This is a genomic window from Acidovorax sp. GW821-FHT09A11 (genome assembly GCF_059418365.1).
Genome location: NZ_JBWKPS010000006.1, coordinates 75,151 through 87,711 on the forward strand (window position 1 = coordinate 75,151; position 12,561 = coordinate 87,711).

11 protein-coding genes are annotated in these 12,561 nt (G+C 68.1%); 9 read left to right on the forward strand and 2 right to left on the reverse strand.

The features are described from left to right. Positions 1-38 precede the first annotated feature (38 nt). From AC07PV_RS16760 to mdoH, 4 genes are all read left to right on the forward strand, one after another. Positions 39-671: a hypothetical protein gene (locus AC07PV_RS16760; protein WP_494630838.1), complete on the forward strand. Its 633-nt coding sequence runs from the start codon at positions 39-41 to the stop codon at positions 669-671. A gap of 18 nt (positions 672-689) precedes the next feature. Next, positions 690-2,105, forward strand: a complete 1,416-nt coding sequence (locus tag AC07PV_RS16765; RefSeq protein WP_218296047.1) for a sigma 54-interacting transcriptional regulator — start codon at positions 690-692, stop codon at positions 2,103-2,105. 238 nt (positions 2,106-2,343) lie between these two features. After that, positions 2,344-3,855, forward strand: a complete 1,512-nt coding sequence (locus tag AC07PV_RS16770) for a glucan biosynthesis protein G (RefSeq protein ID WP_494630943.1) — start codon at positions 2,344-2,346, stop codon at positions 3,853-3,855. After that, the gene (gene mdoH / locus AC07PV_RS16775) at positions 3,828-5,846 is read left to right on the forward strand and encodes a glucans biosynthesis glucosyltransferase MdoH (protein ID WP_494630839.1); all 2,019 of its coding nucleotides are present in this window, start codon (positions 3,828-3,830) and stop codon (positions 5,844-5,846) included. The genes AC07PV_RS16770 and mdoH overlap by 28 nt, the downstream gene beginning before the upstream one ends. A 129-nt stretch (positions 5,847-5,975) precedes the next feature. Here mdoH and ffh read toward each other — a convergent pair whose 3' ends face one another. Next, entirely contained in the window at positions 5,976-7,355 is a 1,380-nt protein-coding gene (ffh, locus tag AC07PV_RS16780; RefSeq protein WP_494630840.1) for a signal recognition particle protein, read from the reverse strand. Between the two features lie 99 nt (positions 7,356-7,454). Between ffh and AC07PV_RS16785 the strand changes: the two genes are divergently transcribed. From AC07PV_RS16785 to ampD, 5 genes are read left to right on the forward strand one after another with little or no spacing between them, the layout of a single operon-like run. Next, the gene (locus AC07PV_RS16785; RefSeq protein WP_218339681.1) at positions 7,455-8,252 is read left to right on the forward strand and encodes a cytochrome C assembly family protein; all 798 of its coding nucleotides are present in this window, start codon (positions 7,455-7,457) and stop codon (positions 8,250-8,252) included. Next, complete coding sequence (locus AC07PV_RS16790; protein WP_218339682.1) at positions 8,249-8,470, forward strand: PP0621 family protein; 222 nt, start codon at positions 8,249-8,251, stop codon at positions 8,468-8,470. The genes AC07PV_RS16785 and AC07PV_RS16790 overlap by 4 nt, the downstream gene beginning before the upstream one ends. 8 nt (positions 8,471-8,478) lie before the next feature. Continuing rightward, positions 8,479-10,182 carry a two-component system sensor histidine kinase NtrB gene (locus AC07PV_RS16795; protein ID WP_492244559.1) on the forward strand — a complete coding sequence of 568 codons (1,704 nt, stop codon included), beginning with the start codon at positions 8,479-8,481 and terminating at the stop codon, positions 10,180-10,182. An 11-nt stretch (positions 10,183-10,193) separates the two neighbouring features. Beyond that, positions 10,194-11,711 (forward strand): sigma-54-dependent transcriptional regulator, encoded by a 1,518-nt coding sequence (locus AC07PV_RS16800; RefSeq protein WP_369643325.1) that lies wholly within the window; start codon positions 10,194-10,196, stop codon positions 11,709-11,711. Further along, positions 11,695-12,327: a 1,6-anhydro-N-acetylmuramyl-L-alanine amidase AmpD gene (gene ampD / locus AC07PV_RS16805; protein ID WP_494630841.1), complete on the forward strand. Its 633-nt coding sequence runs from the start codon at positions 11,695-11,697 to the stop codon at positions 12,325-12,327. Before AC07PV_RS16800 ends, ampD begins: the two co-directional genes overlap by 17 nt. A 21-nt stretch (positions 12,328-12,348) precedes the next feature. Here the strand turns inward: ampD and AC07PV_RS16810 are convergent, their stop codons facing one another. Next, the gene (locus AC07PV_RS16810; RefSeq protein WP_494630843.1) at positions 12,349-12,522 is read right to left on the reverse strand and encodes a hypothetical protein; all 174 of its coding nucleotides are present in this window, start codon (positions 12,520-12,522) and stop codon (positions 12,349-12,351) included. Positions 12,523-12,561: the final 39 nt, after the last annotated feature.

Here is a 12,561-nt window from a genome sequence, read left to right on the forward strand (position 1 = left end):
CTGCCGGCCAGCAAGCGCTGAATTCCCCTGCATGGATCTTGCCGCTGGCCGCAGCGCTCGTGCTGACGGGCTGCAATGCCACCTCGCCCAAGGCGGCATCAGCGGCGGCAGGAGCGCCCGCCCCCGTCGTGGCGGTTGCCGCCCCGGCCCCGGACGCACCGGAGTCCCTCCCGGCGGGCGAGGCCGCGGCCGCTGGCACAACCCAGGCCGCCGAACCGGTGCTGCAGGTGCTGGCCCAGGCCGACCGGACGCTGCGCATGCCCGCAGCAGAGCTGGCCAGGGAAATCGCCCGCCTCGGCGAGGCGGAAGACGCGACGGCGGAAACCCCGCTTCTCCTGGCTGTTGCGCTTGCGCAGACACGCCAGCCCGTCGATACGGCACGTGCCCTCGGGCTGGTGCAGCGCGTGATGGGCAACACCGCTGCCGCGGCGCAGCCCCTGCATCCCCTGGCGCGCCTCATGGAGGCACGGCTGCTGCAGCAACGCCGGCTTGAAGACCAGCTGGAGCGGCAGGCACAACAACTGCGCGATGCACAGCGCCGCAACGACCAGCTCAACGAACGGCTGGAGGCCGTGCGCGCCATCGAACGCAGCCTGACCACGCGCCCCGCCCCGCTTCCTGCCACACCGGCATCAACCCCGGGCAGCAGCCCGCAGCGCCCGGCCCCCTGAGCTTGCGAGACAACGACCATGGCAGCCACTCCCCGCCCCTCCCGCGCAACGCCCGCCGCCCGCATTCTTGTGGTGGACGATGACGCCGACATGCTGCGGCTGCTGTCCCTGCGGCTCCATGCCGCCGGATACGACGTGGTGGCCGTGGGCTCGGCCGAGGCCGCGCTGGCCCAGCTCGACATGGCGCGCCCCCAGCTCGTGCTGAGCGACGTGCGCCTGCCAGGGCGCGACGGACTCGCGCTGTTCGACGAAGTGCGTGCACGCCACCCCTCGCTGCCGGTCATCCTGCTCACCGCCCACGGCACCATTCCCGATGCGGTGGAAGCCACGTCGCGCGGGGTGTTCACCTACCTCACCAAGCCCTACGACGGCAAGGAGCTGCTCGAGAAAATCGCCCAGGCCCTGGCGCTCAGCGCCCCTGCGGTGGCACATGCCCATGCCAACGAGGCATGGCGCGCCGAGATCGTGAGCCGCTCCAACCGCATGACCGACCTGCTGGCCGAAGCCTACATGGTGGCCCAGTCGGATGCGAGCGTGCTGTTGCTGGGCGACAGCGGCTCGGGCAAGGAGCTGCTGGCCCAGGCCATCCACCGCGCCAGCCCCCGTGCGAGCCACCCCTTTGTGGCGGTCAACTGCGGCGCCATCCCCGAGGCCCTGCTGGAGTCCGAACTGTTTGGCCACGTCAAGGGCGCCTTCACCGACGCGGTGAGCAACCACAAGGGGCTGTTCCAGGCCGCCGAAGGCGGCACCTTGCTGCTGGACGAGATCGGCGACATGCCCCCCGCACTGCAGGTCAAGCTGCTGCGGGTGCTGCAGGAGCGCGCGGTGCGCCCCGTGGGGGCCAGCCAGGCGATCCCGATCAACGTGCGCATCATCTCGGCCACGCACCGCGACCTGGAGGCAGCGATGGCCACGGCCCAGTTCCGCGAAGACCTGTACTACCGCCTGAACGTGGTCACGCTGATGCTGCCCACCCTCGCAGACCGGCGCGAGGACATCGCGCTGCTGGCCAACCACTTTCTGGACAAGCTGGCGCGCAAGTACGACAAGCGCCTGTCGGGCTTTGCGCCCGAGGCGCTCAAGGCCCTGACCCTGGCCGCCTGGCCCGGCAATGTGCGCCAGCTCTACAACGTTGTCGAGCAGGTGTGCGCGCTGTCCACCACCCCTCTGGTGCCCCTGACGCTGGTGCAGCGCGCGCTGCGCACGCCGTCCACCCAGGTGCTGAGCTTTGCCGAAGCCCGGCAACGCTTCGAGCGCGAGTACCTGGTGGGCCTGCTCAAGATGACGGACGGCAACGTGGCCGATGCGGCGCGCCTGGCGCAGCGCAACCGCACGGAGTTCTACCGGCTGCTGCAAAAACACGCGCTGACCCCCGGAAACTTCAAGAATGACGCCCCGGACAACGACGACGTCGCCGATGGGCGACACGACTAAGTATTTGATTTATCTGGGTTTTTTAGCAGCGACCCCATTCGCTGTCGCCAGATGGCGACAAAAAGCCGGCATTTCGGCTCCCATGGCGGGGTTGCACATCTGCTTACATGCAGTTGATGGCCTAAGCATTTGATTTAGAACAGTTTTTTCAAGCTGGCACAGGGTTTGCCCTAGTTCCAGCATGCAAGCTGTTTTTTCTCTCCGTTCACGCGCCATCGGCCGCCTCCCGCGGGCCGTGATGGCGCTGGCCGCCGCCCTGCTCGCAGGCACTGCGCAGGCGCAAGGCTTCGATTTCGACAGCGTCACCCGCCTCGCCCGGGAGCGGGCACAGAAGCCGTATCGCGCATCCAGCGACAAGCTGCCCGCCGACCTCGCAAAACTCAACTACGACCAGGTGCGCGACATCCGCTGGCGCCCCGACCGTGCCCTGTGGCGCACCGAGAAGCTGCCGTTCGAGGCCATGTTCTTCCACCTGGGCCTGTACCAGAAAGAGCCGGTGCTGATCAACGAAGTCACGCCGCAGGGCGCGCGCCACATCGGCTACAGCCGTGCGGACTTCGACTATGGCAAGAACCAGGTGCGGCCTGAGGCCTGGGGCGACCTGGGCTTTGCAGGCTTTCGCCTGCACAACCACCTCAACTCCAGCGCTTACAAGGATGAGCTGGTGGTCTTCCAGGGCGCGAGCTACTTCCGCGCGTTGGGCAAGGGCCAGCAGTACGGCCTGTCGGCCCGGGGGCTGGCCATCGACACCGTAGGCGGCAGTGGCGAGGAGTTCCCGCGCTTCACCGAGTTCTGGCTGGTACGGCCCGACCCCTTGTCCACACAGGTCACGGTGTACGCGCTGCTGGATTCGCCCCGCGCCACCGGCGCCTACCGCTTCGACATCCAGCCCGGCGCGCAGACCACCACCACCGTGCGCAGCCGCATTTTTGTGCGGCCCGGCTCCGGCAAGCCCATCGCCACGCTCGGGGTCGCGCCGCTGACCAGCATGTTCTTCTTTGGCGAGAACCAGCCCCGCAAGGACGACTTCCGGCCCGAAGTGCATGACTCCGACGGCCTGATGATCGCCACGGGCGAGGGCGAATGGCTGTGGCGGCCGCTGCAGAACCCCAGGCAGACACTGGTCACATCGTTTGCCACCCAAAACCCCAAGGGCTTTGGCCTGATGCAGCGCGACCGCCAGTGGTCGAACTATGAGGACGTGGAAGCCCGGTATGAGCGCCGCCCCAGCGCCTGGGTGCGCCCCCTGCACGACTGGGGCGCTGGCCGCGTGGAACTGGTGCAGCTCCACACCCCCGACGAAACGCACGACAACATCGTGGCGTATTGGGTTCCGGCCCAGATGCCGGCCCCCGGCCAGCCCCTGGAATTTGCCTATGAGCTGAGCTGGCAGGGCGACGAGCAGCAGCGCCCCCCCGGGGCCTGGGCCACGCAATCGCGCCGGGGCATGGGCTACACCAAACAAACCGCCGAGGCCCTGCGCCAGCAGGCCCAGTACGTGGTCGATTTCGACGGCCCCGCCCTCAAGGCCCTGCCCGCCGACGCCACCGTGAAGGCCGTGGTGACCAGCGATGCCAACGGCAAGGTGCTTGAAAACATCGTCTACCGCAATCCCGCCACCGAGCAGTGGCGCATGACCGTTCGCGTACAGCGCCAAAAGGCCGATCGCCCGATCGAGCTGCGCGCTTTTCTTCAACACGACAACCACGCTGTGAGTGAAACATGGACGCACATCATTCTTCCCGAGTAAGCCCCCTACAGCAGCACCGGACTGTCGGCATCCCGCGCAGCACGCTGCGCGAGGAACGGCACCCCAATGCCGTGACCGCGCCCCCGGTCAACCGGGGCTCCATGGCACCGCTTCCCTGGCGCGGCTTCTGGAACAGCATGGGCACCGCCCTTTTGCTGCGCCTGACAGGCCGCAGCGCAGCGCCCCACCCGGCCCTGCCCGCGGCCCCCGCCGTGGCCCAGGCCTGGGAGGGCGCCGCGCAGCGCCGCCGCTGGACCTTTGCCGTGCTGACCGCGTTGACCACGGCCCTGGCCAGCTTTCTGTTTGCGGGCGTGCAGCCCGACTATGAAAACGCCTGGCTGGGGTACGGCCAGATCGCGCTGTTTGCGCTGCTCTCCGCCTGGGTGGTCACCGGTTTCCTGACCGGCCTGATGGGTTTCTGGGTGATGCTGCGCGGTGACCGGCACGCGCTGTCCGTGCGCAGCGTGCTGGAGCACGAACTGGCGCCCGACGCGCGCACGGCCATCATCATGCCGATCTGCAACGAAGATGTGGCCACGGTGTTTGCCGGGCTGCGGGCCACGTGCGAGTCGGTCGCATCCACCGGCCACGGTGCCACCTTCGACGTGTTCGTGCTGTCCGACAGCTACGACCCCGCCATCGCCCAGGCCGAGCGTGCCGCATGGAAGGCGCTGCGCGATGCCCTAGCCCAGCACGGCCAGCAGCCGCAAGTGCAGGTGTACTACCGCCTGCGCACCCGCCGCACGCACCGCAAGGCCGGCAATGTGGCCGACTTCTGCCGCCGCTGGGGCAAGGACTACCGCTACATGGTGGTGCTGGACGCCGACAGCGTGATGAGCGGCGACTGCATCGTCTCGATGGCCAAGCTGATGGAAGCCAACCCGGGCGCCGGCATCATCCAGACAGCCACGCAGGCCATCGGCCACGTCACGCTGCACGCCCGCGCACAGCAGTTCGCCTCGCGCGTCACAGGCCGCCTGTTCACCCTGGGCATGCAGTACTGGCAACTGGGCGAATCCCACTACTGGGGCCACAACGCCATCATCCGCGTAGCTCCTTTCATGGAGCATTGCGCACTCGCGCCCATCAAGGGCAAGGGCGGTCTGGCGGGCGGCATCATGTCGCACGATTTCGTGGAAGCAGCCCTGATGCGCCGCGCGGGCTACCAAGTGTGGCTGGTGGCCGACCTGGTCGGCAGCTACGAGCAACAGCCTCCCGACCTGCTGGCCGAACTGCAACGCGACCGCCGCTGGTGCCAGGGCAACCTGCAGAACGCTCGCCTCATGGCCGAGCCCGGCCTCCACGCCGTGCACCGCTCGATGTTCATCACGGGCGCCATGGCCTACCTCTCGGCTCCATTGTGGCTGGCCTTCCTCACCCTGGGCACGGCGCTGTGGCTCTCGGGCGCCAAGCTCGTGGCCGACTGGCACATCCTGCCGGCCGAACTGCTCTCGCTGTGGGCATGGACGCTGTGCATGCTGTTCCTGCCTCGCATCCTGGGCGTGGCCGCAGTGTTCATGCGCCGCGAGCAAAAGGAGTACGGCGGCGCCTTCAGCCTGCTCAAGAGCGCCGCGCTCGAAAGCGTGCTGGCCATCCTGCAGGCCCCCATCCGCATGCTGGCGCATTCGCTGTTCGTACTGATCGCGCTCACGGGCCTGAAGCTGGAATGGAAATCGCCTCCGCGCGAGGCCCACGCCGTGCCCTGGCTCCATGCCGTGCGCCAGCTGGCCCCCATGAGCGTGGTGATCGGCCTGCTGGCGCTGGGTGTTGCGCTGATCGACAGCAGCGCCCTCCTGTGGCTGATGCCCGTGGGCCTGCCCCTGGCGCTGGCGATTCCGCTGGCCGTGCTCACCAGCCAGATCGCGCTGGGCAAGGCGATGCGCGCACAGCGCCTGCTGCTGATTCCCGAGGAGTCCTGGTCGCCCCCCGTGCTGCGCCGCGCATGGCTGCATGCCAGCCGCCTGGCACAGCCGATGCTGAAGGCAGCCTAGTCCGCCGCCTCCTCGCGATCACATCGCCCACAAAAAAAGCCGGCATGCATGCCGGCTTTTTATTTTGCTATATTTTTTATAGCTTTTCGCGCTTTATCCATCAGCGCCAGAGGCCGAAATGCCTCTATCTCAGAAGGGCATCTTGGGCATGCCGCCCCCGCCCAGGCCCTTCATGCCGCCCATCTTCTTCATCATCTTCATCAGGCCGCCGCCCTTCATCTTCTTCATCATGCCCTGCATCTGCTCGAACTCCTTGAGCAGGCGGTTGACTTCCTGCACATGCACGCCCGCGCCGTTGGCGATGCGTTTCTTGCGCGTGGCCTTGATGAGGTCGGGCTTGCGCCGCTCCAGCGGCGTCATGCTCTGGATGATGCCCTCCTTGCGCTTGATGTCCTTCTCGGCCTTGTCCATGTCCATGGCGCCGGCCTTGGCGGTGAGCTGGGACGGGAGCTTGTCCATGAGGCTGGAAAGCCCGCCCATCTGCTTCATCTGCTGGATCTGGGAAAGAAAGTCGTTCAGGTCGAAGCCGTCACCGCTCTTGACCTTGGCCGCCAGCTTTTGCGCCGCCTCCATGTCCACGCCCGCCGTGACCTGCTCCACCAGCGCCACGATGTCGCCCATGCCCAGGATGCGGCCCGCGTGGCGCTCGGCATCGAACACCTCCAGGCCGTCGAGCTTCTCGGACACGCCCGCGAACTTGATCGGCGCGCCCGTGATCTGCCGCACCGACAGCGCCGCACCGCCGCGCGAATCGCCATCGAGCTTGGTGAGCACGATGCCGGTGAGCGGCAGCGCCTCCTTGAAGGCCTTGGCCGTGTTGATCGCATCCTGGCCCTGCATGGCATCGACCACGAACAGGGTCTCGACCGGGTTCAGCGCCGCATGCAGGTCCTTGATTTCCGTCATCAGGGCTTCATCGATGGCCAGGCGGCCCGCGGTATCGACCAGCAGCACATCGAAGTAGTGCTTCTTGGCGTAGTCGAGCGCGGCGTGCGCGATATCGAGCGGCTTCTGGTCCGGCGTGCTCGGGAACCACTCGGCACCGGCCTGCTTCGTCACCGTCTTGAGCTGTTCGATGGCCGCCGGGCGGTACACGTCGCCCGAGACGGTGAGCACCTTCTTCTTGCGTTTTTCGATCAGGTGCTTGGCCAGCTTGGCCGTGGTGGTGGTCTTGCCCGCCCCCTGCAGGCCGGCCATCAGGATCACGGCCGGCGGCTGCGCAGCCAGGTTGATGTCGGCCACGCCTTCGCCCATGGTGGCGGCGAGTTCGCGGTTGACGATGCTCACCAGCGTCTGGCCCGGCTTGAGCGAGCCCAGCACCTCCTGGCCCAGTGCCTTTTCCTTGACGCGCGCGATGAAGTCGCGCACCACGGGCAGGGCCACGTCGGCCTCGAGCAGGGCCATGCGCACCTCGCGCAGCATGTCCGTGACGTTGGACTCGGTGATGCGGGCCTGGCCACGCATCTCCTTGACGAGGCGCGTGAGTTTGTCGGTAAGGGCGGAGGCCATAGGAGAAGTTCCGGTATTGCCTGCGCGCCATCAACGCTGTCGTTGTGCACGCGGGCCCGCCAGGGCGCTGGCGGTGGGGCGAAAGGCTAAACTGTACCCATGATTTTACCCAGTGCTTCCCCCGTCAGCTGGCTGCTGGCCCTGGCCGCGGCCGTGGCATACGCCGTGCCCGCCGCAGCCGCCTCGCGGCTGGGGGCCGCGGCAGCACGCAATGCGCTGCTGGTCGCCTGGATACTGCATGGCGCGGTGCTGGTGTGGGGGCTTTGGGGCGAGGCGCCCCGCTTTGGCTTTGCCCCGGCCCTGTCGATGACAGCCTGGCTCGTGCTCACGGTGTATGCGGTGGAACGGCAGCTGTTTCCGCAGATGCAGGCCCGGTGGATCCTGGCCGCGCTCGGCGCCATCGCCGTGGTGCTGGCCTTGGTTTTCCCGGGCCAGCCCCTGCATGTCGCGGCCTCCGCCTGGCTGCCCCTGCACCTGGCGCTGGGCATCGCCTGCTACGGCCTCTTTGGCGCCGCCGTGGTGCATGCATGGCTCATGACCCGCGCCGAGCGCCATATCCGGCAGGCCGAAGACCCGCACAGCGGCATTCCGTTGCTGACCCTCGAACGCCTGACCTTTCGCTTCGTGACCGCGGGCTTCATCCTGCTGACCGCGACCCTGCTGGCGGGCTGGCTGTTTGGCGACACGCTGTATGGAAGGGCCTGGCGGTGGGACCACAAGGCCGTGTTCTCCCTGCTGTCCTGGCTCACGTTCGCCACCCTCCTGGTGGGGCGTGCGCGCTTCGGGTGGCGGGGCCGCAATGCGGTGCGCGTGCTGTACGCAGGCTCGGCGTTGCTGCTGCTGGCCTACGTGGGATCCCGCTTTGTCATGGAAGTCGTTCTGGGCCGCAACGCATGAAATACCTGGTCTTGCTGGTGGTGCTGGTCGTTGCCATCGGTATCTGGCGCGGACGCCGCGCGACCGGCGCGGAGTCTTCCAGACCCCCGCCCCTGGCGCTTCCGCAAGACATGCTTGCCTGTGCCCACTGCGGCGTTCACGTTCCCCAGGCCGAAGCGCTGATGGTCGGCCCCCAGGCCTACTGCTGCGCCGAGCACCGGCGCTTGGGCCCGGCCTGAGACCGGCCATGCCAGCGCTGTCCGCCAGCACCTTCACATCCGTGGTCGAGGCGCCGTTCGTGCGGCTGTGGCGGGGATTCCTGACCGGCCGCGTCATGGTGGCTCTGGCTCTCCTCGTGCTGCAAGGTGCGGGCCAGGCCATCAACCAGGCCACGGAGCCGGCCGTGCTGGTGGTGTGTGCGCTGTATCTCGCGGCCACCACCTTGCTGCGCATCCTGGCAAGGCACCGCCCGCCGTCGCCGGGGGCCGGCCCGCAATGGCTGCCCTCCATCGGGGTGGACCTTGCCGCCATCGCCGCGCTGCAATTGCTGCATGCGGGCACCATGAACTACACCCCCCTGTTTGGCCTGCCCATCCTGATGGCGGCCGTGCTGGGGACCCTGACCCTGGCACTGGGCACCACGGCGGGCGTGACGCTGCTGCTGCTGGGCTGGGCCTGGTGGATGGGCTCCGGCACGGCGGGCGACGATGCGCCGCGCTACCTGCAAAGCGCGCTGACTGGCACGGGCTACTTCATCGTGAGCTACCTCGTGCACCAGCTCGCGACCCGCCTGGCCCGCGAGCAGGAAGTGGCGCAGCAAAGCCAGGTCGCCGCCCGGGTGCAGACCCAGGTCAGCGCGCTGGTCATCCAGAACCTCACCGACGGGGTGCTGGTGGTGGACGAAAGCGATGTGGTGCGCATTGCCAATCCCGCCGGGCTCCAGCTTCTCGGCGGCGCGGCCCTGCCCGAACTGCCCTTCATCCTGTCGTCCGAGACGCCCTGGAACCCGCTGGTCACCCTGGCACGGAGGACTTTCCGCCAGGAACACTCCCAGACCGCGGACGTGGACCTGCTCCATCCGGGACAGAGCCCCACCGGACTGCATGTGCGCACCTGGCTGACCTCGACGCGCGAAGCCGCGCGCCAGGCGCAGACCGAGCGCCTGTGCGTGATGTTCCTGCACGACCTGCGGGAGATGGAAGCCCGGCTGCGCACGGAAAAGCTCGCCGCCATGGGCCGCATGTCCGCCGCCGTGGCGCATGAGATCCGCAACCCGCTGGCCGCCATCGTGCAGGCCAACGCCCTGCTCGAGGAAGACCTGCACGACCCCGCCCAGAAACGCCTGGCGCGCATGGTGCAGCAGAATGCGGACCGCCTGGCCCGCATCGCCGAAGAGGTTCTGGACATCGCCCGCGTGCAGCACCAGATCAGCCACGCGCCGGCATCCACCTTGCCGCTGGACGAAACCGTGGCGCTGGTCTGGAATGACTGGCAGGCGCAGGACCCCCTGCAGCGCCGCGCGGTGGTGATGCTCGAAGCGGGCAATACCCAGGTGGAGTTCGACACGGAGCATCTGCGCCGCGTGCTCGTGAACCTGCTGGACAATGCGCTGCGCTACATGGGCCAGGAGCCCGATTCGCTCACGGTGACCACCCGGGCCCTGCCGTCGGGACAGATCAGCCTGCAAGTCTGGAGCGACGGCGCCCCCATGGACAAATCGGTGGAGCGCCACCTGTTCGAGCCCTTCTTTTCATCCGAAAGCCGCTCCAGCGGCCTGGGCCTGTATATTTGCCGCGAGCTGTGCCAGCGCCATGGGGCGTCCATCAGCTACCAGCGGCTTACCCGCACCACCCTGCGGGGCGAGGTGGGAGGCAACGCCTTCACCGTGGGCTTTCGCCGCACCACACGCCCCACCGAAGCCGCCACGCTGTTTGACACCATCGTGGTCTGAAACGCATTGCCATGAACGCCCCTGCCGCCTCCATCCTCGTCGTGGACGACGAACCCGACCTGCGCACCTTGTACGAGCTGACGCTGCTGCGCGAAGGCTATCGTGTGGAGACTGCGTCCAGCGTGCAGGAGGCACGCGAGCAGCTCAAGGCCCACCGGTTCGATGCCGTCATCACCGACATGCGCCTGCCCGACGGGTTCGGCATGGAACTGCTGCAGGACCTGCGCGACCAGCAACGCCGCGAACGCTGCGTGGTCATGACGGCCTACGGGTCGGCCGAGAACGCCGTGGAAGCCCTGCGCTCCGGCGCGTTCGACTACATGACCAAGCCGGTGGACCTCAAGCAGTTCCGGTCGGTTGTCGCCTCCGCGGTGCAGGGCACGGGTGGTGTCCCCGCGCCCCGGGCCGCGCGCAGCGGTGGAGTGCAAGGCCGGCCGGCGCCGGCCGGCGCGGATCCCCTGGCAGCGGGCACCGCCCTGGACCGGCTGGTGGGCACCTCCGAGGCGATCCGCAACGTCAAGCAGCGGGTGGCCAAGGTCGCGCGCGGCATGGCGCCCGTGCTGATTCACGGTGAATCAGGCACGGGCAAGGAACTGGTGGCGCAGGCCCTGCATGCCAGCAGCCAGCGCGCGGATGGCCCGCTGGTGGCCGTGAACTGTGGTGCCATTCCCGAGAACCTGCTCGAGGCGGAGTTCTTCGGCGCCCGCAAGGGCTCCTACACCGGCGCCGCCCAGGATCGCGACGGCTACTTTCAGGCAGCCCGTGGCGGCACGCTGTTTCTCGACGAGATCGGCGACCTGCCCCTGGCCATGCAGTCCAAATTGCTGCGTGCGATCCAGGAGCGCAGCGTGCGGCCCCTGGGCTCGACGCAGGAGGAGACGGTGGATGTGCGCATCGTCAGCGCCACGCACCGCGACCTGGCCGCCGATGTGCAATCGGGCCGCTTCCGGCAGGATCTGTACTACCGGCTCAACGTGATCGAGATCCTGATCCCCCCTCTGCGCGAGCGGCGCGAGGACCTGCCGGTGCTGTGCGCCGCGCTGCTCTCGCGCATCGCGCAGGAATCGGGCATGCCGGTCCCGCCCCTGACCGACAGCGCGCTCCACGCCATCGCCGCGCACCCGCTGACCGGCAATGTCCGGGAGCTTGAAAACCTGCTGCACCGGGCCGTGGCGCTCAGCGATGGGGAAGAGCTGCATGTGGACGGGCCCTCGGGGGGGGCCGCCGAGTCCCCGAGGACACGGGCGGCGCCGGCGCCCGCGATGCCGTCCCCCGCCGACCCGCAGAGCGCCTACCCGGCCGCGCCGCCGCCCGGCGCGGGCAGCCTGGTGACGCTGCCCAGCGATCTTCAGGCATGGCTTGACCAGCAGGAGCGCGACATCCTGATCCGCGCCCTGCGCGAGGCGGGCTTCAACCGGACCGCCACCGCCGCCCGGCTGGGCATCAGCCTGCGCCAGATACGCTACAGGATCGCCCGGCTGAACATCGCCGTGCCCAACGACCAGGACCCGCATGACGACGTGGGCTGAGGAGGCAGCGCCGGCGGACCCACCGCCGTGGGACGGCGGATGGCACCGCGCGGCCACGAGGCTCCTATCCCCCAACCATGGCACGCGCCCGGCAGCGGCCAGGTCCGCCATCGACCTGATCGTGGTGCATTCCATCAGCCTGCCGCCGGGCGAGTACGGGGGGGGTGCAGTGCAACAGCTGTTCACCAACACCCTGGACTGGGATGCCCATCCCTACTACCAGAGCATCCGCGGACTGGCGGTGTCGTCGCATTTCTTCATCGAGCGCACCGGTGCGCTCTGGCAGTTCGTGGATTGCGATCTGCGGGCCTGGCACGCAGGCCAGTCGGCCTACCGCGGGCGCAGCCAGTGCAATGACGACTCGATCGGCATCGAGCTGGAGGGCCTGGAGGGCCTGGCGTTCGAACCCGCCCAGTACCGGACGCTGGCCACTCTCTGCCAGGACATCGCGCGGCGCTATCCCATCGCGCACATTGCGGGACATGAGCACATAGCGCCCGGGCGCAAGCAGGATCCCGGCCCTGGCTTCGACTGGGTGAAGGTACAAAAGTCGTTGCGCTGGCCTCCGCACCGTTTTCCCGCGGCGACCCGGCCCGCCATCCTGGCCGCCAGCTGAACGCGCTGTCGCAGCGCCGCGTCACAGCAACTTTTTCTTTGTGCAACCGCACAAAGCCGCATCGCCAAGCTCCACGCGGCTTCGCGAAGAAAAACCGCCCGAATCGCCCACCGCGGCGCGGATTCGCTGCTGCTTTTTCGGTGGGACAAGGGATTCCAGCGGGGTCATCGCAAGAACTCGCAGCATTGAAAACATGCTGTTTCCCTTTTCCCAGGGGTTTGGGGCGGTACACTA

What these genes read in the sequence shown, in the direction of transcription:
- ampD (WP_494630841.1), top strand. Translation starts at nt 11,695, where the DNA reads ATGACGACGTGGGCTGAGGAGGCAGCGCCGGCGGACCCACCGCCGTGG.
- AC07PV_RS16770 (WP_494630943.1), top strand. Translation starts at nt 2,344, where the DNA reads ATGGCGCTGGCCGCCGCCCTGCTCGCAGGCACTGCGCAGGCGCAAGGC.
- ffh (WP_494630840.1), bottom strand. Translation starts at nt 7,355, where the DNA reads ATGGCCTCCGCCCTTACCGACAAACTCACGCGCCTCGTCAAGGAGATG.
- AC07PV_RS16785 (WP_218339681.1), top strand. Translation starts at nt 7,455, where the DNA reads ATGATTTTACCCAGTGCTTCCCCCGTCAGCTGGCTGCTGGCCCTGGCC.
- AC07PV_RS16800 (WP_369643325.1), top strand. Translation starts at nt 10,194, where the DNA reads ATGAACGCCCCTGCCGCCTCCATCCTCGTCGTGGACGACGAACCCGAC.
- AC07PV_RS16810 (WP_494630843.1), bottom strand. Translation starts at nt 12,522, where the DNA reads ATGTTTTCAATGCTGCGAGTTCTTGCGATGACCCCGCTGGAATCCCTT.
- AC07PV_RS16765 (WP_218296047.1), top strand. Translation starts at nt 690, where the DNA reads ATGGCAGCCACTCCCCGCCCCTCCCGCGCAACGCCCGCCGCCCGCATT.
- AC07PV_RS16790 (WP_218339682.1), top strand. Translation starts at nt 8,249, where the DNA reads ATGAAATACCTGGTCTTGCTGGTGGTGCTGGTCGTTGCCATCGGTATC.
- mdoH (WP_494630839.1), top strand. Translation starts at nt 3,828, where the DNA reads ATGGACGCACATCATTCTTCCCGAGTAAGCCCCCTACAGCAGCACCGG.
- AC07PV_RS16795 (WP_492244559.1), top strand. Translation starts at nt 8,479, where the DNA reads ATGCCAGCGCTGTCCGCCAGCACCTTCACATCCGTGGTCGAGGCGCCG.